Source organism: Chryseobacterium angstadtii (assembly GCF_001045465.1).
Lineage (GTDB): Bacteria > Bacteroidota > Bacteroidia > Flavobacteriales > Weeksellaceae > Chryseobacterium > Chryseobacterium angstadtii.
On the sequence record NZ_LFND01000005.1, the window covers coordinates 378,653 to 402,259 of the forward strand.

Sequence of the window (23,607 nt, forward strand, 5' to 3'; positions counted from 1 at the left end):
TATTATTTCTTAATGGTTTCCTGTACACTACCGCACGTAAGCATCTGAGAACCGTAAAACGGATTTTTAACTGTTTCCTCTTTGCTTAGCCAATTGGCTCCTTTACCATTATTGAACATCGGGCAATGCATATAATACACAGGCTCTGACTGGTTGGATGCTTTAGCCAGATCATATAGACTTTTTGAAAGCAGGGAGAAAGATGTTCTTTGCTTGGCTACATCGTTAGAAGCGGCTATTTTTTCTGCATTGGCCGTTAGGTCTTTTATAACATTCATCCAAACGGTATGTTCTTCTGTAGAAAGTTTGTTCATGTCTACAGATTTCGCTGCACTCACTAATTCTGCCGCTTTTTTAGAAGAAGTTCCCGCATCAGATTTTATCAAAGCATCTTTTACCAAAAAATAAGTGTCAAAAACAGGTGTTAGCTGTGATGAATTTTGATTGGCTGTGGTATTGGCAGAAGACATTCCGCCGTGGTTATGGTTGGTGTGGTCATTTTTCATATCCATAGCATTCCCTTTGTTTTGAGTGGCTGGTTTTAGCTCTCTTGTGTATTGACAGCATTCCGGGAGTTGGGCATAAGTGTCATCAGGAGCCAAAAACTTTTCGCTGTCGTAACCTGATAGGGCAATACGCTTTAAAATTTCATCCTGAGTTGTTTTTTTACTGTCGTATTGTAGAGTGGCCATTTTGGTATTCTCATTCCATTCTACGGCAGCTACGTTTTTTACGTTTCCTGCTTTCTCTATGGTGGCTTTACACATTTCGCACTTGCCGTATATTTTTACGGTTTCTGTTTTTGCATTTTTGATTTGTGCAAAAATGTTGACGGCGGATAGTAATACGGTGATTACTACCAATATTTTTGATATTGATTTCATGTTGAAATATTTAATTTGATTAATAATAAAGGGGTCTCTGAAAACCGGATTCAGTTTTCGAAAAGACATAATAATGGCTGTAAGCCTTGTTTTTAACCTATTTTGGGAGGTTGCCAGATAGAAAAATTGGCTGAAGGATAATAAGGTTGTTTGAAGACAAATTTCAATGTACCTTCTTCGCTGAAATGTTTTTTAATTTTTAGATCTGCCACAGAAGGTAGGCCTAAAGCCGGCAATATGGTGCTGCATCTGCATGAACAGTCCTTGCATCCGCCATTACAGTCGTGATGTTTTTTGCTGTCGCTGCATGATTTTGGTTTGCAGCATGATTTTTCGTCTGTATCTTTTTTAGAGGGCTTGGTAGAGCAGGAAGCGGTTTCGGTTTTTATTTCTTTTTTAGAACAGGCAAATCCGATGCTTGGTATTAAGAAAAATGCCAAACAGAGAAAAATAATCAGCCTGATATGTGTACCGGAAGCTTTCAATATGACAAAGCTAAGATTTATTTGCGATTAAATTAATTTTTTTAGAGTTTTTAAATGAAAATTATAAAGAAAACAAATTTTTAAGATATCCTTGTTTTTACAGATTCCCCGGATTATTTAGTTTAAAACCAGATCAATAGAGAATGGGGATTAAGCTTTTAATTATCAACCGTCAGTTGGTGGTTATTTCTTTTTGATACCGATAACTTTTAATGCTCCAGGAGTTAAATAAATAGTATCAAAAACAGTAAGCGCTTCTACATCAGGAAATGCAGGAGACATCAGATCACTTTTATTAAAAGACAATTCAACGCTCTGATCATAAGATGCCTCAATTCTTACTACAGAATAGCCGTTATAAGCTATTTTAAAGTCTTCAAACATGCAATTCCTTTCTGCTTTCTGGTATTGGGTATATTCCTCAAATCCATTATTGTCATTTCTTTTTCCGTCATTGTGATCTAATGATTTCCAGGAAGAATAATTCTTGGGTTCTTTTAAGGCGTTCCCCTGTTCATCCACAGGAACAAACATTCCGAGGGTAAGCGGTTGTCTTAGGAAACTGGCATAATTTTTCATCAGCTTTAAGGTCTGAAGATCTGCATATCCTTCGTTGGAATAGTACTCAATGACAAAATCTGTCATCGGAATCAGCTTGTGGGAAGCTTCAGTAGGCATAATAGGTGTTTTCTTTTCAAAAAATAAAATTAGTATTTTTTTATTTACACTACCAAACATTCTTGATATTTAAAATACAAGTAGCTATTTCTTATTTTATTTTAATGCAACTTTGTTGCGTTATTTAAATTTTTATCTCTACTTTTGCAACAGAGTTACTATAAGAAATTTAATCCCTTATTTTATGAAATCGAAAATTCTTGATGCAGTGGGAATCTCTGCGGCAGTTCTGTGTCTTATTCACTGTATTGCTTTTCCTTTATTAATGATTATTCCGTTCGGTATTTCTCATAATCCCTATATTGATCTGGCTTTTCTGTTGATCGGCCTCGTTGTGGTTTACAGAATTACACGGACTATGCCTCATGACTGGCTGAAACTTCTGTTTTGGACTTCTATTCTCCTGATTTCCGTTTCAGTTTTGGCTGATCTCATCTTTGAAGTACATATCCCTTTAATTTATGCAGGAGCGGCAGGATTAATTACCGGACATATGATCAATTATAAAAACCATAAACATTAATCAGGATGACGAATAAAAAACTGCCAGTAACCGTGCTCAGCGGATTTCTAGGAGCCGGAAAAACTACTTTACTGAATCATATTCTGCATAATAAGCAGGGCCTTAAAGCGGCTGTAATTGTGAACGATATGAGTGAAATCAATATCGATGCGCGTTTGGTTCAGAACCAGCAGACGCTTTCCAGAACAGAGGAAAAGCTCGTGGAAATGAGCAACGGATGTATCTGCTGTACGCTGAGAGAAGATCTGATGATAGAAGTGGAGCGACTGGCCAAAGAAAACCGTTTCGACTATCTTTTCATTGAAAGCACGGGAATCAGCGAACCTATTCCTGTTGCACAGACATTCACTTATATTGATGAAGAAAGCGGTATTGATCTGTCCCGTTTCAGTTTTGTAGATACGATGGTAACGGTGGTAGACTGTTTCAATTTTATGAAAGATTTCGGATCGGGGGAATTGCTTGTGGACCGCGATCTTACGGATATGGAAGGTGATTACAGAACGATTGTGAATCTTCTTACCGATCAGATTGAATTTGCCAATGTTATTATTTTAAACAAAACAGACCTTGTAAATTCTGATATTTTGGGATTTTTAAAGGCTGCCATTCAAAAACTTAATCCTGAGGCTAAAATCATTAGCTCAGAGTTCAGCCAGATTGATTTTACAGAAATTGTGAATACCCGGCTTTTTGATTTTGATAAAGCGCAGGCATCTGCAGGCTGGCAGAAAGAACTGGCATCCGGTCATCATACACCTGAAACTGAAGAATACGGAATAGGTTCTATGGTTTTCCGGAATAAAAAACCTTTTCATCCTATGCGTTTGTGGAAATACCTTAATGAGCGATATCCCGAGGGAGCTATGAGAGCTAAAGGTCTTTTCTGGCTGGCTTCAAGACCGGATGATGCTCTGAACTTTTCTCAGGCAGGAGGATCTTTCAGACTAGAGAAAGCAGGAGTGTGGTGGAGCAGTATGCCTATGAGCCACCGGGTACAGTATGCCTCATTTGCAGAAAATCAGGAATTTATTGAAAGCCGTTGGGACGCCATTTGGGGAGACCGGATTAATGAGTTGGTTTTCATAGGCCAGCATCTTGATCAGGAGCAGATAGAAAAAGATCTTCAGGATTGTTTGATCAATACTCTTGAAAAAGAAGCTTTTGATCAGGGGAAAAGTTTTGAAGATCCATTTCCTCAACATATTTAATCTGAGATTCGGGTTAAGACATTTCAGTTTTTATCATGATATAAGGAAGTCAGAAGCTCGAAGAGGGAAGTTATTGAAGTCCAAAGATAGAAATACAGGGGTGTTTTTATTCATATTTTTAAAACTACTTCAATAGTAACTTCCATCCTCCATCTTCCCATCTTTTAATCTTAATTTCTTATCCTGAACTCAATACATTTAGATGAAAATTCATAATTAATTAACGCAACATAATTTCATTAATTGACAATGCAGTTTAACTTGCATCTTGAAATTTTATTATCATGGACAGACGTAAATTTTTAAAAGGATCGGCATTGCTTACCGGGCTGTTTACTTTAAATCCTGCTGATTTATTGGCTAACGGTTTAAAGGAAGTCTCAAATCCTAAGAAAAAAGCAAAGAATATTATCTTTATGATCAGCGACGGAATGAGCTCCGGAACTTTGGCGATGGCCAATCTGTACTCTCAGAATATTCTGAGCAAAAACGGAAACTGGATGAATCTGTATCATGAAAATAAAGTTTCAAGGGCTTTGATGGATACGGCTTCAGCAAGTTCTGTGGTTACGGATTCTGCCGCGGCAAGCTCTTCTTTCGGTGGTGGATTCCGTGTGAAAAATGGTGTTCTTAATATCGGGGCCAATGGTGAAAAATATGTTCCAATATGGCAAAAATTTAAAAAAGCAGGCAAAAAAGCGGGTTGTGTAACTACGGTGACTATAACCCATGCCACGCCTGCAGGCTTTTGTGTGAATTCAGACAGCAGAAATGCAGAAAATGAAATTGCTGAAATGTATGCCGAAATAGGCTTTGACGTGATGATGGGAGGTGGTGATGAGTTTTTCAATCCTTCAAAAAGAGAAGATAAAAAAGATGTCTACGGGCTGTACCGTCAGAAAGGCTACCAGATTTTCACAAACAAAGGGGATCTGAAAAAGGCAGAAAAAGGAAAAAAGATTCTGGGAGTATTCAATTCCGGAGCTTTGCCTTATTCTATCGACAGAACTCATATTCCTGAGTTGCAAAATACCCCTTCACTGGCTGAAATGGCCCAAACAGCTATTGATCAGATGAAAGACCATCCGGAAGGTTTCGTCTTACAGGTGGAAGGTGGAAAAGTGGATTGGGCGGCCCATGCGAATGATATTGCTGCTTTGATTCATGATCAGCTTGCTTTTGATGAAGCGGTTAAAACGGTGATGGATTTTGCCGAAAAAGATCAGAACACCCTTGTGATTATTACCACAGATCACGGCAATGCCAATCCGGGAACCATTTATGGACCTGATGCTACCAAAAATTTTAACAGCATTTCAAATTATAAGTATACCAACGAATACATCCTGAATGCCATACATCCGGATTTTAATCTTCAGAAGATGAAAGACTGGATCTATGAGACCAGTAAAATAAGTCTGGCTGATGAAGAAGCCAAATATCTGCTGAGCTTTTATTCCGGACTGGAAAAACAGGAAGCAGGGCTTTACAATTATAAAAAGCTGCCTTTTAAAGCGTATTCGGAGATTCAGAAAAAGCATAATTCTGTAGGCTGGATCAGTATGGATCATTCCGGAGATTATGTTGAAACGGCAGTATATGGGCCAGGGAAAGAGCTTCTTCCTGCTTTCATTAAAAACACAGATCTGCATTATCTGATGCTGAAAGCGGCACACATTTGAACAGATCAAAAAAGGGTAGTATTTCTAAGATCGTGGCTTGCTTACGTATTTATTGCCCTTGACAAAAAAACGCCACGGCAGAAGTACATCTTCCTGAGCATAAGCAACCCCAATACGGGGTCCTGCTGCAATTTCATCAGGAGAATATCTGATTCCGTGATCTTCAATCCATATTTCATCTTCGGTAAGATCTTTTTTATTGAAAGAACGGTCTATTCCCAAAGCTTTTGCTGCTGAACCCGGCCCGGAGGATATCACCGCTTTATCAGCCGGCATTTTCCGTCTGAGTTCCATAGTTTCGAGACCTGTCAATGGCTGTACCGCTCTTACCAGAACAGCATGGGGCTCATTTTCAACGGAAGTGACAACATTGAAAAGATGATGAATTCCGTAGCACAAATACACATAGGAAATGCCTCCCTGACTGTATAAGGTTTCTGTACGCTCTGTACGGCGGCCTCCATAGGCATGGGAAGCTTTGTCGGTCACGCCAAAATAAGCTTCGGTTTCTACAATGATCCCTGATGTAATATGTCCGTCTATTTCCGTGAAAAGGACTTTTCCCAAAAGGTCCCTGGCCAGAAAAATAACGTCCTGATTCAGATAATAGGAAAGAGGTAGTTTCAAATCTTTTTATTTACCCAAAAATAAGCATAAGGTAACGATTATCAAAGTGTATCAGAGAGGAACAAAATAATTCTGGCTGATTGAAAAAAGAACAAACTGGTATGGTATGCATTATATAATTGTTTCTAAATTTGTGTTGATACCCAATAGTATTCATTATGAAAAAATGTAATACAAAGGAGGCGTGTATTGCTCATATTCCTTTGTTTTCAGTCATAAAATTTTAATTAAAAATGATTAATTTCATCTTGAATAATGGGTAGATTCAACCATAAAAACTTTATATGATAAACAGTGAACATTTTTCATACGATCTGGAATCTGATACGGAGCCTTTTGGGTATGAGATAGCCAGTCTTGTTGCCGATAAATTAAAAACCGGTCAGATTTTGGGATATGGCCACCGCGACTACTGCGGCATGGGAATGAAGGCAGATGAAAACCAACGGTTTTTGTACGGAGAAATTTACGACGGCATTGATTTTTCAAACCCGCGGATCTTTGAAACAAAAGATGTATTTGTAGAATGGCTGGCTGCCCAATCTACCGCTTCACTGGCCCGTTTGGATGATGAAGAATTTTTTCAGGGAAATCAGATTATTTCAAGGAAACGCCTGCTGGATTTTATAAAGTAACACCTCAGTTGTCTAGATACAACCACTAAACAGACTATACATTTTATGAAAACATTTACCTATTTTTTTAAAACAGGCAACAGGGCCGTGGTTCTGTTAATCTGCTTTTTGATGACGCTCACCTCTGTTATCCATGCTCAGACGAATGAGAATGCGACGATAACTTCATTGTTTCAAAATTCCTATAAAGTATATAAAGACATCCGAAAGCCCAATGGTATTTATCTCGATGCTTTGGCACTCAATGGAGCAGGGGACAAGCCTGCAGCTATTGTAGCGAACGGGATAGGCCTGATTTCAATCTGTATTGCAGATGGCATGCGTCAAAAAACTGGTGATGCCACCAATTGGGAGAGTAATAGCAATGCTAAAACTATGGTGAATGCAACGCTTCAGACATTCATTGATTTTAAAAATGCAGGAAAAACAAATTCTGCGGGACTATTTCACCGGTATTTTGACTATAATACAGGAGATCTGGCACAGGGCGGATGGTCCGGAGAATACAGCACGGTAGATAATGCCATATTCAGTATGGGAGTTATTTTCTGTAAAAATTATTTCGCTTCCGATCCTGCCATTGTTGCCAAAGCAGATCTCCTTTTAAACTCGATGGATTATACCAAAGCGATAGGAACCAACCAGATCTACATGGTTCTGGATCAAAACGGAAACGGGAATAGCCCGACACTTCCGTACAATGAATACATGCTGGTTTCCTGGCTTGCCAAGAATGCACCTTCTTCCAGTGCCAATTATGCAGGATCTCAGACCTTCTGGAACACTTATTTTGCCAATCCTGCAACAGCGCCTGTTGTTAAGATGAACTATTGGGGCTATGAAACTTTATCTGACGGGCAGCATTGGTTATCCAGCTTTATTCCCCAGTTCTGTTATTATTTGTGTAATTACTATAAGAATAATACGGCCTACATGAATTATTTTACCAATACCAAAGAGAGTGACAAACTGTACTGTCAGAATATTGGGTTCAGTGCTTCTGAATGGGGACTTGGTGCGGGAGAAATTCCCGGCGGAGGATATTCTGCGGATGCGGTGGAGAATAATCCCAATCAAATCGTTTCGCCTCATATTATAGCAGGATTTATACCTGTTTATGCCCAGAGTAAGGCTGATCTGCTGAGTTTATACAACAACGGAACCGGATCTGCCGTTTATGATCTGGTTTCGGATCCTTCAAAAAAAGTTCTTTGGAGATACCGTAAGAATAATACTGCTTTAAGGACATCCTACATTCAGGCGATTGATTTTTCGTCCATGCTTTTCGGTCTGGCATCGCTACCTGAATATCTGGGTGATAATTGGTTTAATACTTTTAATGTTATGCCGGGTTCACCAACGCTAAGCACGGTTGAGACAAAGACTGGTGACGAAAGCATCCATTATAATTCTTTTGAAAAGGCTATAAAAATAAAAGGGATCCCGGGTGAAAAGCAAATTGAAGTATACACTCTGGAAGGAAAACTTCTGTATAATGGATCAACATCGAATGATCAGGCTTCAATTGATGCCAGTACGATGAAAAAATCTGTGGTATTGGTTTTGATCAAAACACCTAAAACAATCACTAAGAAAAAGATATTGATTTATTAAGTATCTTCATCTCTGTTTATTGTATGCTGCCGGATGATGATGTTTTGAATTTATAAAATGATATAACCGTTTAAATTTCCATTATGAAAATAGGTATCAATATACTTTTGGTCATCTCTTTTTTACTTTCCTCTTGTAAGCCTGATACTCCCAAAAAGACAACCGGAAAAACAGATCCGCTCTGCTGGAAGGATATCCGGGTGGGTGAGCTTCCTCCGGAAGGAGCCTACTATGCTATTGACAGTCTGGTGAAAAAATGGAATTTATGCTATGAGCGTATAGAAATGGGTTGCGAAATAACGGATAGTATTACCCGATTACAAAAACAGAGTGAACATTCCAACACCATCTACTTCAAAAGTCTCGAAAAAAAACTGGGAAAGAACTGGAAACAGCAGTTTGACCGGGAACTTCATAAGTTAGACAGCATCAACTGGATCAAGATCAGCAAAGAGATAGACAGCCTGAATCAATGATGTTTTATTTCTTATTTTTCGAGATAGAAAGATTTCAGATCTCTAGGCTAAGGCTTAGATTTAGAAAGGTCAATAGTCAATTTTGCTACGCAAGTGAAATGTGAAAGTCCTACAACTCCTTGATACGGCTCAAATAACCTATCACTTCCCGAAACTCTCAAACCCTGAAACCCGTATCCCGTACCTCGTAACTTTCACTATCTTAATTTTCATACCCCGAGTACAGATTAGTTAACTTAAATAAATAGAAAAAGGAGACCGTAAAAGTCTCCTCTTTTGTTTCAGAAAGCTAATCGTGAATTCATTATATATCAGCATTCTGATATCATTCTTTCTATTTTTTAATAAACTGCTTTTTGAATGATTTTAATATAAGATACTTTGACCGTTTAATACCTTGCTCATGAACAGAATCAGTGCAAGGACGAATAATTTTTTAAATTTCATAGCTTGTGGTGTTTTTTGTTAGAGTTAGATGAAAGTCATATGATTAAGAATTTCTACTTGTTCCAGCCCCGTCTTTGTTTTAGCCTTTTATTTTCCAAAAATTGAAGTTTCCTTAGCCATAACACCTGGCGTGAGATTGAAATTTATACCTGAATTTGAGCTGGATATTTTTTATGCTATGAACCTTCTTTTTCCTGTATCAGTGCAGTAATTATCTTATTTATTAGGGTTTAATGGTAGAAGGTATGTGAAATTGAAAGAAAAGAGAAAAAGATGCTATTCTTTTCATTGAAAGCCATAATTGTATTATCAATTTTACAAATGTATAATTGATTTTATAGATTATTTACTAAGTATAATCAATTATTGTTAAAATTAATATGATTATAATTTTATTTGTTTGATAATCAAATCAATGATTGTTGAAAATTAACATTTTATTTCAAAGGGATGTGATTTAGTTAGTGTTAATTATGGATTTTGTTTTATGGAAAAAAAATAATACAACGGTTTAATAATTAGTGAGTTGTGCTTTTTTAGTTAATTTTTTACTATTCAAAGCATAATATTGTTAAAGTCATAAATGTTGTGTTAATAGAATTAATACATGTTGTCTTGTAATATTGTGATATTCAGTTAAATAATTTTTAATAATTAATGCTTTTGTTAATATTTTATTAATCTAATTAATGAAAATTAATAGCAAAATTTATTGTTAACTCTTCTTCCATAAATAATTTTGAACCACAAACTGCCTTTGAATGAATTTTTGCCAGGCTTAAATTCCACAAAAGCATTTTTTGAATAAAGAAAATTATTAATGAAAATAGATCTAAAAGAAATTAATATCGGACCTCTTATTAAAATGGAGGTGGAGAATAGTGATATAGATATCAGCCGCATATGCAATTTTATGAAATGCACTGAACAGGAGGCTGTTGATATGTATACACAACATGAGCTCTCTACCGATCTTCTTTTAAAATGGAGCAAACTCCTTAAATATGATTTCTTCCGGTTGTACTCACAGCATCTTATTTTTTATGCTCCTCAAAAAGATCCCGTCGGGGCTCATATCAAAAAGAAAAGTATGCTCCCGAGTTTCAGGAAGAACCTGTATACCAGTGAAATGATCAGGTTTATTCTTGAACTCATACGGACGGAAAAGAAAAGTAAAAAAGAAGTGATTGAAGAATATAATATTCCCAAAACCACTTTGCATAAGTGGCTTGACAAATATTAAAGCCCATTGATAAAAAGTCTCTTATCGTATTAAAGAAGAGATGGGTTTTATATGTTTTGTGAACGCAAGGGTAGGGATTTAATTAATTGATATTTAAGTTTTTATATTCACGATAAACATAAAAATGATAAACAAGTTATAAGTATGAAACTAACCAGACCTGCGTATAAAAAAATATACGAAGACATGCTGAGATTAAAGTTCCCAGACAAAAGAAAAGATTGCGAAACTATTCTGTCAAAAGATGATCTGACAGAATTTGATATCCTCCAGATTGAAAATATTCTCTTCAGGAAAACAGAAACGGAAAAGTCTCTTGATGATAAAAGACACAGATCCTATGACAGAGATACCATTTTAAAAATCCTGGCCTATCAGAAAGCTAATAAGTTAAATAACACCCAGGTAGCTTCCCGCTATGGTTTAAGCAGAAACACGGTAGCCGGTTGGAAAAAGCGATTTCTTCTGATCAGGATTTCCGGCAAAAATGATAATTATTTAAATATGTGTTCCCTTTAAATTAAATAATATGAAAAAAAAGTATTACCTCTCTATAGGGTATTCTATAGTGTTGATTATTCTCTCGTTTTGTTCTTTGCTATCCGCTCAAACAACGAGCGCTAATGCTATTACAAACGGAAATTTTGGTACAGATACCACTACAGGCGGAAACCTAAATGGCTGGGCTACCAATGGAACAGGAACAGATCTTCCTACTAGTAATAATTGGTTTGCTGTTAATGGTGGTGCTACTGCATTTCGTGATGGAGCAGAGGGTTTGAATCTTACCCAGTCTAATGTTGTTTTTAAAACATCATCCAGTCCTAAATATGCGACTTTTTCGGTGAAAATATCCCCCGTTAATGCTTTTGGAGTCCCAGTTAATACATCGTGGGGAAAAATGAGCATTTGGTTAGAGGGACCATCCGGAGGATTTATAAAGCTCTTTTCTGTTTTTAACCCCATAACTGCTGACGCCAACTCACCAACTGTTAACATAACAGAAATCAATCCGGCTATTGTACAGAAGCTAGCAGTAAATAACAGTCTGACAGCCCGTAGTTTTGCTACAGGGGCTTATTCAACGGTTGATGTAACTGTAGATACCGATCTCTTGCCCAATTCAGGTATAGTCTTATTCCAGCGTAACAATGGAACGGCAAGCGGCCCGAATGGAACGGCCGGAACAGATGATTTCTTTATAGATGATGTTTCTTATACCCACCTGGTATGGCCGGATACAGATAATGACGGCATCGATGATAGTGTAGATATTGATGACGACAACGACGGAGTTCCTGATGCTACAGAAAATCCTATTTGCTATTTTAGCGCCGATGAATGGAATACAGGTGTCAAACCGCAAAGCATAGTTACCATAAGTTCTGCATTGACTACTACTACAGGGTTTTTCGATCAATTGACGGATGGAGTTAATAATGTGAGCGCGGTTACTTTTTCAAATACCCCGGCACAGGCTATTCAGAATGCCAACGTTTATCTGTTTAATTTTGCTTATCCTGTAAGGCTGGATGCTTTATATTTAAAGTTTAATACAGCAACACAATTTGCTGGAACTACAAAAATACAGGGCTCGAATACCAATAACGGTACAGATTGGGTAGATCTTTCTGCCGCCATTTCACAAGCAGCAGTAAGTAATACTACCGTAAATGGTGATGTGAGTGTGACGACGTCCATTAAATATCCGGTAACCCTCAACACAACTACTGCCTTTAAATATATTAGAATTACCGGAGTAGCAGCAACTAATATTGCAGCCCAGAATGCTTCTGAAGTGTATTTTGATTTTAATACACCAACATACGTTGCTTCCCGTTATCCGAAACTAACGTGTACAGGCGCAGGCACAGATGCCGATGGAGATGGAACTCCTAATCACCTAGACCTCGATAGTGATAATGACGGCTGTTCTGATGCTAAGGAATCGGGAGCTACTACTAATACGACGGCTAATTATCAGTTTCCTGATATAGATTCTAATAATGATGGATTAGTAGATGCTGTGGACGCTAATAATGATGGAATTGTGGATTATTCTTCTGTTTATTCCTACGCAATTAATTCATCCATTAATGCATGTACAGATTCTGATGGAGACGGTATTGCGGATGTCAATGATATTGATGATGATAATGATGGAATTTTGGATACTGTAGAGGCAGGGTGTAATCCAAATGTAGGTTATAATACAACATCAGCAAGCGGAATAAGTAATATTTTTAGCCAATATGGAGTAAATTCAGGAACTTTATATACCCAGCTTGCAGATGATATTGGTCTTGTTTTTTCGGAAACATCAACCTTTGCTTCAGGGATTCTATTATCAAGTGCTGCTTGTGCACAGCCTGCTTTACAAGGAACCACTTATTCTTCCGATATTTGGATAAAATCTGTTAATCCGACAAATATTACGCAGCCGGTACCATTAAAAAGTATTTCATTTAAAAATGACTGTGCTGCCAGCAGTACTAATCATGAGTATATAGCCTATTCGGCTTATGATGTTAGTGGAAATCTACTATACACTTATAATATAGCTGCAGATCCTACAATAGTACAAAATTCAAATTTTAGATTTGATTTGGTGATGAATCCCAACTATCAAGTTTATTCCATTAAGATAAGCCGACTGTCAAATGCCGTTGTGGTGACTGGCGTAACTTTAGGAACTGGGAATGGTTTTTCGGTCTGTAATATGAGTACCGATACTGATGGAGATGGCGTTCCTAATTACCTAGATCTCGATAGTGACGGAGACGGATGCCCGGATTTAAAAGAAGCAGGGGTAAGCCCGCTGACAGATCTATTTACTCCGTCTGCTACAAACAATGTAGGAGGAAGCTATGGAATTGCAAATCCTGCGGGCAGTCAGCTTAATCCGTCTGCTGCGGATACAAATAATGACGGATTAAATGATAGTGTTGATCCTGATCTTAATGGGGTAACCAACTACACTTCAACATACAATGCTTATGCAATTAATTCATCTATTAATGCATGTACAGATTCTGATGGAGACGGTATTACAAACGTAAATGATATTGATGATGATAATGACGGAGTTCCGGATAAAGTAGAATGCCCGGGAATATTTGGAAATATGACTACAGGCGGAGGTTTTTCCACTACAGCAGCCAATATTCCTAATTGGTATATGGGGCTTGCATCAGCAACTCTTCCTATTGCAGAACCCTTTACTCCAACCGTAATATCTATTAGTAATACCGGAGCGGTATACAATTATGGAATCGGAGGAGGCAATCAGGTGAATTCACCGCTTACCGGAGGTCTTTTTGATACGAATGACGGGGGAAATACAGCTGCAGGACTTCAATATGTACTGCAGGAAAATGATCCTAACAGACCCGTAGTCAATAAACTATCTTCTCCTCTGGTAGCCGGAGCTACTTATAACTATGCCTTTGACTTAGGGCTTCGTACTACTACAGGAACTACCAATAAGTATATTGTGATGCTGTATAACGCAGATACCCAAAGACCGGAAAAAATGATAGAATCCGGAGTTCTTAACACTTTACCGGGAACTTCAGATACGCCAAGCTATAAAAACTTTACCGGAAGCTTTGTTCCTGCTTTATCAGGAAACTACTATTTATTATTTTACCCTTCAGTATCTGGTGGAGCAGCTGATGATTTTGTCATCGACAGGGTAGCTGTAGCCGGAGTATCTTCAAGCACATGTGATACTGACGGAGATGGTGTTCCTAACTATCTGGATCTTGATAGTGACGGTGACGGATGTCCTGATGCTATGGAATCAGGGGTTTACGAATATGTAAGCACGAATGGAGGAACCATGTCAAACGGTAGTTTAACAACTAATATGATTGATCCAACCGGAGTTAGAAATGCTGTTGCCGGTACGGGAGCCCCTGCTGATTATGGTGCCAACGGTTTTTACAATCTATTGGAAACCACAGAAAACGGGATAGCTAAATATCCATCCACTTATGATATGGCTCTTGATCCAGGTGTTTCAAACTGTTCCGACAGAGATGGAGATGGAATTCCGGATTTTGTAGATATTGATGATGATAATGATGGAGTATTGGATCGTATAGAAGCATGTCCTTCCAGACAGTATTCTGTTCCCGGAGATGTTATTGACGGTAGTACAACAACGGTGCAAAGTTCTGTACCATCTGCAGGATTTGCAGAATCACCAGCAACAACCTGTGCAGGCACAGGAACGATTGATAATCAATATCCTTTTTCTAACCCGGCAGCATGTAGTTTTATAACAAGAACAGGGACTCAGGCTAGTGGTACATGGAAAATTACGTTCTCTTCTCCGGTTCCAGCAGACAGAATCATGATAGGTTTTGTAACGGCTGCTACTGCAGCTACAACCAACCTGGTTTATACGTATGCAGTTAATCCGGGTACTGATGCTACATTAGGAACTGCAAGAGATTCGGAGTTCAGTGATATAATAACCAGAACTAATTTAACGAAAAACGGTAGTACCTCTTACAGTCAGACAACATTAGGTGCTAATACAGATCCTGCCATAACATTAAAAGGTTTTGGAAACCGTACCGTGAAAAGTTTAGACTTTTCAGTGTCTGGGGTAGCAGCTACCGGAGCCGTTTCATTCTTTGTGACGATTCAGTCTAATAACTGTGATCCTGACGGAGACGGAATTGTAAACAGCCTTGATAACGACAGTGATAATGACAACTGTTCGGATGCTGTTGAAGCAGGAGTTATCACTTACGTTACAGCCAACGGCGGAACCTTCAGCCCGGGAACATTGAATAACCCTTCTTCCACGTTGTCTCCTAATGCAACGGTAGGAAATAATACTCCTGCTGACTACGGAGCCAATGGATTCTACACGGTCATAGAGAATAATGATACTGCAGCCGCTACCTATAATGGTACTTATACCTATGCGAATGCAATCAATGCAGCTATAACGGCGTGTGCTCTGGCATGTTTCAGACCGGCTGTTACCGCAGGAACTATTTTACCAACTTTATATGGTATTACAGCTTTAGGAAGAGCTGCGGAAAACACCGGAAGCTGGCCTGGAGTAAGAAAAGGAGGCTGGGTAGCCCTTGAAGCCAAAACTAAAGGATTTGTACCGAACAGACTAACCACTGCGCAGATTAATGCTATTCCGGCAGCTGATCTGGCAGAAGGAATGATGGTATATAATATTACTTTAGATTGCTTGTACATCAATACAGATGGTACTGCAGCCGGATGGAAATGCTTCAATACCCAAACATGTCCTTAATCGTATAATCATTTAACACAATGAACACAATGAAAACATTTAAAATTCTCATATTTTTGTTTGGAACCGTAGCTGTTTCCGGGCAGGTTGCCATAGGGAAAGGCTCCGTTACCAGTGCTTCGGTTTCCTTAGAGTTTGAAACCGGTAATAAAGGGATCATTCTTCCCTGGGTCACCAGTACAGCTGCTGTGACAGGAGCAGTGAACGGAACGATTGCCTATGATCTTACAGACCATAAAGTAAAGGTGAAATATGCGTCCGGCTGGAAAGATCTTTCCGTAGATACTACAGGAACTACAGTAGATCCCGTGACAAGTACGGATGGGGTTTCAATGCAGACTCCATTCAATGAAGAGCCCGGTGCAAAAGTTACCGTTGGAGCTCCGGGAGCGGATCCCGGAATTCTGGTGCTGGAAGATACCAACAAGGCGATGATTCTACCTAAAGTATCGAGTCCTCATTTAAATATTATTAATCCTGCTCCGGGCATGATGGTCTATGATACCACAGCAAAACAGCTGGCTGTTTTCAATGGTACAGTCTGGAGTTTTTGGAAACCATAAAATAAAACTTTTTAGAACAAAGTGATTTAATAGGTTAATTGGACAGCCCCAAGAGTGGGGCTGTTTTTTATTTTATATGCAGTTGATTTTCAATATAATCTGATTGTTGTGATGAGTTGTATGGCCTTGGTCACTTCTTTACTTATGGCAAAAAATAATCATTTTCTTTTTAGGATTGATGCAGGAAACTATTGAAGATAAAGAGAAAAGGAAAACGAATGTTATTGTTTCTATCAAACATGGTATTTTATTGAGAATCTTGTAAATGTATAATTGATTATGTATTGATGGTTTTAATCATTTGATAATCAATCTTGTAGTTTGTGTAATTCATATTTTATTTTAAGATATGAAGGTATAATGACTGTTAACTATAGATTTTATATGAATTAGCAGGTATTAGATTTAACTATTTGATAATGAAGGTTATATGTTTTTTTTTAAGTTAATATTTTTGCTATTAAAAGTATTATATAATTATTATGATGTTTTTACAAATTGAAATTAATATGTGTTTAACCTTAAATTATTGATATAAAGCAATTTAAACATATGATTTTTAATGTTTTTATTGAATTTGTATCACCTTAATTAATGAAAATTAATGTTCTGATTTATTGTTGTTCCTATATCTGTAAATAGTTTTGAAAATTGAAATGTATTTGATTGGATTATTTTCAATATTGAACTAAAAGAAAAACATTTTTGAAAAAAGAAAATTATTAATAAAAATAGACTTAAAGGAAATTAATATCGGGCTTCTTATTAAGGTTTCGAATCCAGAAGATAACCATACATAAATATCATTTCCTTTAAAAAAACACATTATGAAAAAAAAAATTATGACTAAATTGTTTAGCCTGTTGTTTTTATCGGCTATTTATTTTTCTTGTCACTTATATGCACAGACAGGCCCAACGGATGACTGGGATGGTGATGGTATAATCAATCAAACTGATCTGGATGATGATAACGACGGCATTTTAGATACTATAGAAGGATGTAATGGAGGGGTTCTATCTGGAACATGGACAATATCCGGAACTACTGCAAGCTATGACTTTGGAAATGGAGTGATCGCTAAATTAACTGTTACCAACGCTACAACTTTAAGAAACCAAGCTTTTGCCAATACAAATTATTGGTCGTCAACAGCAGTTATGGGAAGTAATGCTTTTGCCGCCAATTACTCTTTTACAGGAGCAACTCCAAGATTAGTGATATCATTTGTTGATGCTTCAAACAATCCTGTATTTGTTAGTAAACCCCTTATTCATATTGATGAATTGGGAGGAGCTGCCGGAACAACACCTCAAAGAGAGACATCTAAAAGAATGACTTTACTGAATGGGCTTACATGGACTCAGCTAGCTGGTAAAACCGATTTCTTAACCACACAAACCACCGTTCAGGATGCCAACGCAGGCCAAACATCTACGACAACAGGGCATTATACAACAGCCGGAACATTGCAGATAGACCAAATGGTATCACAAATAACGATAGATTTTGCCAACGCTTATGCAGGAAATGCTACGGTTGACGGAGTTCTTTTGAAACTGGGTAATATATGTGCTGAACCAGATACAGATAAAGACGGTATTTTAGATGTCTTCGATCTGGATAGTGATGGAGACGGATGCCCGGATGCTATTGAAGGTGGCGGCGGATTTACAAGCTCTCAATTGGTTAATTCTTCTATAAGCGGAGGAAATACCGGAGCAGCGTACAATGGTTATGCAGGTCCTGTAATTCAAAACTTTGGAAACACTGTTGACGCGAATGGAATTCCTACTATCGCTAATGGCGGACAAAGTGTAGGAAACTCTAAAATAATGTCTGCTGATGATGACTGGGATGGCATAGGAAATTCCTGTGATCCTGTAGACAACAGGCCCGATACCGATGGTGATGGAATCAAAGACTATTTGGATGTAGATGATGATAATGACGGAATTACTGATGTCTTAGAACAGGCCTGTGGCATATCGAGTAACGCATTTAAAACAAGTCTTATTGTTACAAAACCTTCTACCATTAACTATACTTTTGATGGTACCCAGACATTGGCAAATCTAGTGGATGGAGTTGATGCCAATGATTTTGTTATTTATAACCCTACCGGAACTCTGAGTAATTCCGAATGGCTTAGGATTGAGCTGCCTACAGCAAGAGTGCTTACTTCATGGGAAATAGGCCAGTATTCCGGGCAGACATTATTCAGTACTACCAGTACATACAAAATACAGGGAAGTAATAATGGGGCCTCCTGGGTAGATCTTACAGGAACATTATCCTATCAAAATAATCAAACAGGGCAGAGTTCACAGTCTAATTCCAATATTGCGGATTTTTCCACCAATAAAACTGCCTATAAATATTACCGTTATTTTGGAATCGCAGGAGCTGTGGGAACTGGTTGGGCAACAGAATTCTTTTTTAAAGAATGTGCTTCCCTGGATACGGATAATGATGGTATTCCTAATCATCTGGATCTGGATAGTGATGGTGACGGATGCCCGGATCTAAAAGAATCAGGAGTAAGCCCGTTAACTGATCTATTCACTCCATCTACAACCAACAATGTAGGAGGAAGCTATGGAATTGTAAATCCAGCCAACAGCCAGCTTAATCCAGCTGCTGCTGATACAAATAATGATGGTTTGAATGATAGTGTGGATCCTGATCTTAATGGAATAACCAACTATACTTCCACGTACAGCGCATACGCAACTAACTCATCTATAAATGTCTGTATTGATACAGATAACGACGGAATACCGAATTTTAAGGATATTGATGATGATAATGACGGGGTTTTAGATATAGTAGAATGCCCTTCTCTTGTTGGAAATATGGCTACAGGCGGAGGTTTTTCCACTACAGCAGCCAATATTCCTAATTGGTATATGGGGCTTGCATCAGCAACTCTTCCTATTGCAGAGCCTTTTACTCCAACGGTAACATCTATTACTAATACCGGAGCGGTATACAATTATGGAATAGGAGGTGGTAATCAGGTTAATTCACCACTTACCGGAGGTCTTTTTGATCTGAATGACGGAATGAATACAGCTACTGGACTTCAATATATTCTCCAGGAAAACGATCCTAACAGACCCGTAGTCAATAAACTATCTTCTCCTCTGGTAGCCGGAGCTACTTATAACTATTCCTTTGACTTGGGGCTTCGTACTACCAATGGTTCCACCAATAGATATATTGTGATGCTGTACAACGCAGATACCCAAAGACCGGAAAAAATGCTAGAATCCGGAGTTCTTAATACTTTACCTGGAACAGCAGACAACCCAAGTTATAAAAACTTTACCGGAAGCTTTGTTCCTGCCTTATCAGGGAACTACTATCTGCTATTTTACCCTTCCATATCAGGTGGAGCGGCTGATGATTTTGTAATTGACCGAGTAGCTGTAGCAGGAGCATCGGTAAGTATTTGTGATACTGATGGTGATGGTATCCCGAATTATCTTGATAATGACAGTGATAATGACAACTGTTCGGATGCTTCAGAAGCAGGAGTTATTACTTACGTTACAGCCAACGGCGGAACCTTCAGCCCGGGAACATTGAATAACCCTTCTTCTACTTTATCTCCAAATGCGACGGTAGGAAACAATACTGCAGCTGATTACGGAGCCAATGGATTCTACACGGTCATAGAGAATAGCGATACCGCATCAGCGACTTACAATGGTACTTATACCTATTCCAATGCAATCAATGCAGCTATAACGGCTTGTGCTCTGGCATGTTTCAGACCGGCTGTTACCGCAGGAACTATTTTACCTACTTTATATGGTATTACTGCTTTAGGAAGAGCTGCGGAAAACACCGGAAGCTGGCCTGGAGTAAGAAAAGGAGGTTGGTTAGCCATTGAAGCCAAAACTAAAGGATTTGTACCGAACAGGCTAACCACTGCGCAGATTAATGCTATTCCGGCAGCCAATCTGGCAGAAGGAATGATGGTGTATAATATTACTTCAGACTGCCTGTATATCAATACGGATGGTACTGCAGCCGGATGGAAATGTTTCAATACCCAAACATGTCCTTAATCGTATAATCATTTAACACAATGAAAACATTTAAAATACTCATATTTTTGTTTGGAACCGTAGCTGTTTCCGGATAGGTTGCCATAGGGAAAGGCTCCGTTACCAGTCCTTCGGTTTCATTAGAATTTGAAACCGGTAATAAAGGGATCATTCTTCCCTGGGTCACCAGTACAGCTGCTGTGACAGGAGCAGTGAACGGAACGATTGCTTATGATCTTACAGACCATAAAGTAAAGGTGAAATATGCGTCCGGCTGGAAAGATCTTTCCGTAGATACTACAGGAACTACAGTAGATCCGGTGACGAGTACGGATGGGGTTTCAATGCAGACTCCATTCAATGAAGAGCCCGGTGCGAAAGTTACCGTTGGAGCTCCGGGAGCGGATCCCGGAATTCTGGTGCTGGAAGATACCAACAAGGCGATGATTCTACCTAAAGTATCGAGTCCTCATTTAAATATTATTAATCCTGCTCCGGGCATGATGGTTTATGATACCACAGCAAAACAGCTGGCTGTTTTCAATGGTACAGTCTGGAGTTTTTGGAAACCATAAAATAAAACTTTTCAGAACGAAGTGATTTAATTAGGTTAATTGAACAGCCCCATGAGTGGGGCTGTTTTTTTATAATGATTTGTCTCTCATTCAACCAGTTTGAAACCGACTCCTCTGATATTCAGTATCTCTACAGAAGGATCAAGCGTTAGGAATTTACGCAAACGCGTAATGTAAACATCCATGCTTCGTGCGGCAAAAATATTATCGTCTCCCCACAATTTGAGCAAGGCTGTTTTACGTTCAAGGACTTGATTTTTGTTAATCATCAGCAGGTTGAGTAATTCAGCTTCTCTTTGAGATAAATTAATGGTTGTGTTGTTGTGGATAAGTTCCAGTCTTTTAAAGTCAAACTGAAAACTGCCAATTGTATTATCTGTTAAAGTGATTGTTTCGGTTTCAACAAGATGGGTTGAAGATCTTCTGATTAATTTTTTTATTCTTAATATAAGCTCTTCCATACTGAAAGGCTTTCTCATGTAATCATCAGCTCCAATTTCCAATCCTTTAATAACATCAGATGTTTGTGATTTGGCAGTTAAAAAAATAACCGGAACCAGATCGTCAATTTTTCTGATATCTTCAACTAAAGAAAAACCATCTTTTCTGGGCATCATGATATCCACCACACAAATATCGGGTTGCCTGTTCTTAAATTTTGCCCAGCCTTCTATGCCGTTATTGGCAATCTCTATTTCAAAACCATTCATTTCCAAAGTTTCTTTTACGATCATGGCCAGCACAGCTTCGTCTTCTACTAATAAAACCTTTATTTTATTCATATGTTCGGAAATTTTATAATAAAAGTAGTCCCTGAATTTAATTTACTTTTCACTGTAATCTCTCCATTTAAAGTATTCACAAGTTTCTTTACAAAATTTAACCCTAATCCGTAGCCTTTTACGTCGTGAAGATTCCCTTTAGGAACTCTGAAAAATTTATCAAATATGTAGGGGAGATACGCGGAGTCAATTCCTTTACCATTGTCCTCAACATGGAATTGGATCCCTTTTTCAATTGGAGAAATCTTTAAGAGAATATCTACTCTTTTATCAGCATATTTTATTGAATTATCTAACAGGTTAGAGAGCACTGTATCAATGATATAGGGATCGGTACGAAATTCATCATTTGTTAATTGATTGATATATTGTATAGTGACATCTTCATTAATGGCGAATCTATTGATAATGGTGGGCACTAAATCATTCAAATGTACTTGAGTAAGCTTGACTGTATTTGGCCGTTCACTGAATTGAGCAATATCAAGCATCCTGTCTACATTATGGTTCAGTTTGTCCAGGATATCATTATTAAGGGTAAGGTATCTTTTTACCTTATTTTCGTCGTTAATAGCATTAAAATTAAGCAAAGCTTCATTGGATGACTTCAGTATAGAGATAGGTGTCCGGAGCTCATGAGTTATATTATTGATAAAGTCATTCTTCACATCATCCAGTTTCAATTGCCTTTTTATGGTGAGTGCCATAAAATAATAGCTTCCCACTGACAGCAGAATAAGAATCAGAGAAACCGATAGAGAAACTATATTTTGTCTTATGATGTAAATACCAAAATTATTCATCTGAACTTTTGCAAATGCATGATCTTTGGATAACTGGAGAGGGATGTAGAACGTATTTTTAACTGGAATCTTGTTATGACTTAAAGAAAGGTTAAAATTAATATCAATATTGTTTTTAGCCAATTCGTGTTGTATTATCGCCTTCAAATTTTTTAAATCAATTGACTTTAATGTTGATGCTTTTAATTGCAGAATTATTCTTTTCATAATCGGCAATTGTTCTGTAGGTATCTGAATAGGCATTATTGTCATTCGGTAAGGTAGCTCTTTTGTAGTATCCCAGTTTTTCTTTTTGGAATTGTCATACCATTTACCCGTCGCATAATATATGCGTTGATCATCCTTTCTTATGATGGGTATTGAATCGAGTTGCTTGAGCTGATAAAGCTCAATACTTTTCTTCAATGTATTATCTATTACAGTATTTAAATTTTTCTCTGCGATTTTATAAGAATTAAAGGTCCAGTATACCTGAAAAATAAAAATGCAGCAGACTGTAATCGATGCCATTAAAAATACTCTTCTGTATTTCTTATTCATTTTGTATTCAGTGTTTGAAATTTATAATTCATAATGTGTTTTCGGTATCACAAATGTAATTTATTTATGCTTTTATTCATTAACGGTTAACACTAGTTAACACTAGTTAATTCTCGATTAACAATTTACGTTATAGAACTTTTTTAGGTTTGCTTTATTAATTAATCAAAAATGGATTGGCTAAAAGCAAGATATAGTAATTATAAAATGATGAAATCTGCCGAAGTCTTAAAAAATAAAGAAATGAAATTTAGAAACTGGTTTTTAGTAGTGTTGCTGTTTCTAGCAGCAGGAATGAATGCGCAGATTAAAAATCCTGTCAAGTTTAAGTTTACCATCAACGATTTGGGGAACAATCAATACGAGGCTGTTTTAAATGCAACCATGGAAAGCGGCTGGCATATTTATTCCAAAGATCTTCCGGAAGATACAGGAATTCCTACGGAGTATAAAGTTTCCGGAAAAAACATTGAGCTGATAGGAAAATTTACCGAAGT

At 37.7% G+C, this 23,607-nt stretch carries 19 protein-coding genes and 1 pseudogene; 13 read left to right on the plus strand and 7 right to left on the minus strand.

Features of this window, described 5'->3' with window-relative positions:
- Positions 1-2: 2 nt before the first annotated feature.
- From ACM46_RS16680 to ACM46_RS16690, 3 genes are all read right to left on the minus strand, one after another.
- On the minus strand, positions 3-884 hold the full coding sequence (locus ACM46_RS16680; protein WP_048507852.1) for a DUF3347 domain-containing protein: 882 nt from the start codon (positions 882-884) through the stop codon (positions 3-5).
- 92 nt (positions 885-976) lie between these two features.
- Positions 977-1,324: a hypothetical protein gene (locus tag ACM46_RS16685; protein WP_131707615.1), complete on the minus strand. Its 348-nt coding sequence runs from the start codon at positions 1,322-1,324 to the stop codon at positions 977-979.
- A gap of 228 nt (positions 1,325-1,552) precedes the next feature.
- A complete protein-coding gene (locus tag ACM46_RS16690) occupies positions 1,553-2,047 on the minus strand; it encodes a hypothetical protein (RefSeq protein WP_048507798.1) in 495 nt (164 codons plus the stop codon).
- 184 nt (positions 2,048-2,231) lie between these two features.
- On the opposite strand from ACM46_RS16690, the gene ACM46_RS16695 reads away from it, so the two are divergent.
- The 3 genes from ACM46_RS16695 to ACM46_RS16705 all read left to right on the plus strand — a co-directional run bounded on the left by ACM46_RS16695 (position 2,232) and on the right by ACM46_RS16705 (position 5,463).
- Complete coding sequence (locus ACM46_RS16695) at positions 2,232-2,570, plus strand: MerC domain-containing protein (RefSeq protein WP_048507799.1); 339 nt, start codon at positions 2,232-2,234, stop codon at positions 2,568-2,570.
- Positions 2,571-2,575: 5 nt separating this feature from the next.
- A complete protein-coding gene (locus ACM46_RS16700) occupies positions 2,576-3,781 on the plus strand; it encodes a GTP-binding protein (protein WP_048507800.1) in 1,206 nt (401 codons plus the stop codon).
- A 284-nt stretch (positions 3,782-4,065) separates the two neighbouring features.
- Entirely contained in the window at positions 4,066-5,463 is a 1,398-nt protein-coding gene (locus ACM46_RS16705) for an alkaline phosphatase (RefSeq protein ID WP_048507801.1), read from the plus strand.
- A gap of 24 nt (positions 5,464-5,487) precedes the next feature.
- Here the strand turns inward: ACM46_RS16705 and ACM46_RS16710 are convergent, their stop codons facing one another.
- Positions 5,488-6,090, minus strand: coding sequence for a DNA-3-methyladenine glycosylase (locus tag ACM46_RS16710; RefSeq protein ID WP_048507802.1), 603 nt, complete (start codon positions 6,088-6,090; stop codon positions 5,488-5,490).
- Between the two features lie 284 nt (positions 6,091-6,374).
- Here ACM46_RS16710 and ACM46_RS16715 point away from each other — a divergent pair, with 284 nt between their 5' ends.
- From ACM46_RS16715 to ACM46_RS16750, 8 genes are all read left to right on the plus strand, one after another.
- Positions 6,375-6,725, plus strand: coding sequence for a hypothetical protein (locus ACM46_RS16715; RefSeq protein WP_048507803.1), 351 nt, complete (start codon positions 6,375-6,377; stop codon positions 6,723-6,725).
- 45 nt (positions 6,726-6,770) lie between these two features.
- Positions 6,771-8,339 carry a hypothetical protein gene (locus ACM46_RS16720; protein ID WP_048507804.1) on the plus strand — a complete coding sequence of 523 codons (1,569 nt, stop codon included), beginning with the start codon at positions 6,771-6,773 and terminating at the stop codon, positions 8,337-8,339.
- Positions 8,340-8,422: 83 nt separating this feature from the next.
- Positions 8,423-8,815 (plus strand): hypothetical protein, encoded by a 393-nt coding sequence (locus tag ACM46_RS16725; RefSeq protein ID WP_048507805.1) that lies wholly within the window; start codon positions 8,423-8,425, stop codon positions 8,813-8,815.
- 1,267 nt (positions 8,816-10,082) lie between these two features.
- The gene (locus tag ACM46_RS16730; protein WP_338152000.1) at positions 10,083-10,505 is read left to right on the plus strand and encodes a transposase; all 423 of its coding nucleotides are present in this window, start codon (positions 10,083-10,085) and stop codon (positions 10,503-10,505) included.
- Positions 10,506-10,649: 144 nt separating this feature from the next.
- Positions 10,650-11,024: a hypothetical protein gene (locus ACM46_RS16735; RefSeq protein ID WP_048507806.1), complete on the plus strand. Its 375-nt coding sequence runs from the start codon at positions 10,650-10,652 to the stop codon at positions 11,022-11,024.
- A gap of 10 nt (positions 11,025-11,034) precedes the next feature.
- Positions 11,035-15,792, plus strand: coding sequence for a hypothetical protein (locus ACM46_RS16740; protein ID WP_131707617.1), 4,758 nt, complete (start codon positions 11,035-11,037; stop codon positions 15,790-15,792).
- Between the two features lie 29 nt (positions 15,793-15,821).
- A complete protein-coding gene (locus tag ACM46_RS16745; RefSeq protein ID WP_048507854.1) occupies positions 15,822-16,355 on the plus strand; it encodes a hypothetical protein in 534 nt (177 codons plus the stop codon).
- Between the two features lie 827 nt (positions 16,356-17,182).
- On the plus strand, positions 17,183-20,431 hold the full coding sequence (locus ACM46_RS16750) for a discoidin domain-containing protein (RefSeq protein ID WP_048507808.1): 3,249 nt from the start codon (positions 17,183-17,185) through the stop codon (positions 20,429-20,431).
- On the opposite strand, the gene ACM46_RS23715 is transcribed toward ACM46_RS16750, so the two are convergent.
- Positions 20,409-20,582 carry a hypothetical protein gene (locus tag ACM46_RS23715; protein WP_241486040.1) on the minus strand — a complete coding sequence of 58 codons (174 nt, stop codon included), beginning with the start codon at positions 20,580-20,582 and terminating at the stop codon, positions 20,409-20,411. The two genes, ACM46_RS16750 and ACM46_RS23715, sit on opposite strands and share 23 nt — an antisense overlap.
- Positions 20,583-20,610: 28 nt before the next feature.
- On the opposite strand from ACM46_RS23715, the gene ACM46_RS16755 reads away from it, so the two are divergent.
- A complete protein-coding gene (locus ACM46_RS16755; protein WP_241486041.1) occupies positions 20,611-20,985 on the plus strand; it encodes a hypothetical protein in 375 nt (124 codons plus the stop codon).
- 86 nt (positions 20,986-21,071) lie between these two features.
- On the opposite strand, the gene ACM46_RS16760 is transcribed toward ACM46_RS16755, so the two are convergent.
- Together ACM46_RS16760 and ACM46_RS16765 are read right to left on the minus strand one after the other, a co-directional pair.
- Entirely contained in the window at positions 21,072-21,767 is a 696-nt protein-coding gene (locus tag ACM46_RS16760) for a response regulator transcription factor (protein ID WP_048507809.1), read from the minus strand.
- The gene (locus tag ACM46_RS16765; protein ID WP_083997433.1) at positions 21,764-23,110 is read right to left on the minus strand and encodes a sensor histidine kinase; all 1,347 of its coding nucleotides are present in this window, start codon (positions 23,108-23,110) and stop codon (positions 21,764-21,766) included. The genes ACM46_RS16760 and ACM46_RS16765 overlap by 4 nt, the downstream gene beginning before the upstream one ends.
- Before the next feature lie 243 nt (positions 23,111-23,353).
- Here ACM46_RS16765 and ACM46_RS16770 point away from each other — a divergent pair.
- Positions 23,354-23,607 (plus strand): annotated as a pseudogene (locus tag ACM46_RS16770) (protein-disulfide reductase); the annotation flags it as partial.

Bases quoted from the DNA above. Each gene is read 5' to 3' on its own strand.
- ACM46_RS16680 (WP_048507852.1), bottom strand. From the start codon at position 884: ATGAAATCAATATCAAAAATATTGGTAGTAATCACCGTATTACTATCC.
- ACM46_RS16690 (WP_048507798.1), bottom strand. From the start codon at position 2,047: ATGCCTACTGAAGCTTCCCACAAGCTGATTCCGATGACAGATTTTGTC.
- ACM46_RS16695 (WP_048507799.1), top strand. From the start codon at position 2,232: ATGAAATCGAAAATTCTTGATGCAGTGGGAATCTCTGCGGCAGTTCTG.
- ACM46_RS16700 (WP_048507800.1), top strand. From the start codon at position 2,576: ATGACGAATAAAAAACTGCCAGTAACCGTGCTCAGCGGATTTCTAGGA.
- ACM46_RS16705 (WP_048507801.1), top strand. From the start codon at position 4,066: ATGGACAGACGTAAATTTTTAAAAGGATCGGCATTGCTTACCGGGCTG.
- ACM46_RS16715 (WP_048507803.1), top strand. From the start codon at position 6,375: ATGATAAACAGTGAACATTTTTCATACGATCTGGAATCTGATACGGAG.
- ACM46_RS16720 (WP_048507804.1), top strand. From the start codon at position 6,771: ATGAAAACATTTACCTATTTTTTTAAAACAGGCAACAGGGCCGTGGTT.
- ACM46_RS16725 (WP_048507805.1), top strand. From the start codon at position 8,423: ATGAAAATAGGTATCAATATACTTTTGGTCATCTCTTTTTTACTTTCC.
- ACM46_RS16730 (WP_338152000.1), top strand. From the start codon at position 10,083: ATGAAAATAGATCTAAAAGAAATTAATATCGGACCTCTTATTAAAATG.
- ACM46_RS16735 (WP_048507806.1), top strand. From the start codon at position 10,650: ATGAAACTAACCAGACCTGCGTATAAAAAAATATACGAAGACATGCTG.
- ACM46_RS16740 (WP_131707617.1), top strand. From the start codon at position 11,035: ATGAAAAAAAAGTATTACCTCTCTATAGGGTATTCTATAGTGTTGATT.
- ACM46_RS16745 (WP_048507854.1), top strand. From the start codon at position 15,822: ATGAAAACATTTAAAATTCTCATATTTTTGTTTGGAACCGTAGCTGTT.
- ACM46_RS16750 (WP_048507808.1), top strand. From the start codon at position 17,183: ATGAAAAAAAAAATTATGACTAAATTGTTTAGCCTGTTGTTTTTATCG.
- ACM46_RS23715 (WP_241486040.1), bottom strand. From the start codon at position 20,582: ATGATCCCTTTATTACCGGTTTCAAATTCTAATGAAACCGAAGGACTG.
- ACM46_RS16760 (WP_048507809.1), bottom strand. From the start codon at position 21,767: ATGAATAAAATAAAGGTTTTATTAGTAGAAGACGAAGCTGTGCTGGCC.
- ACM46_RS16765 (WP_083997433.1), bottom strand. From the start codon at position 23,110: ATGAATAAGAAATACAGAAGAGTATTTTTAATGGCATCGATTACAGTC.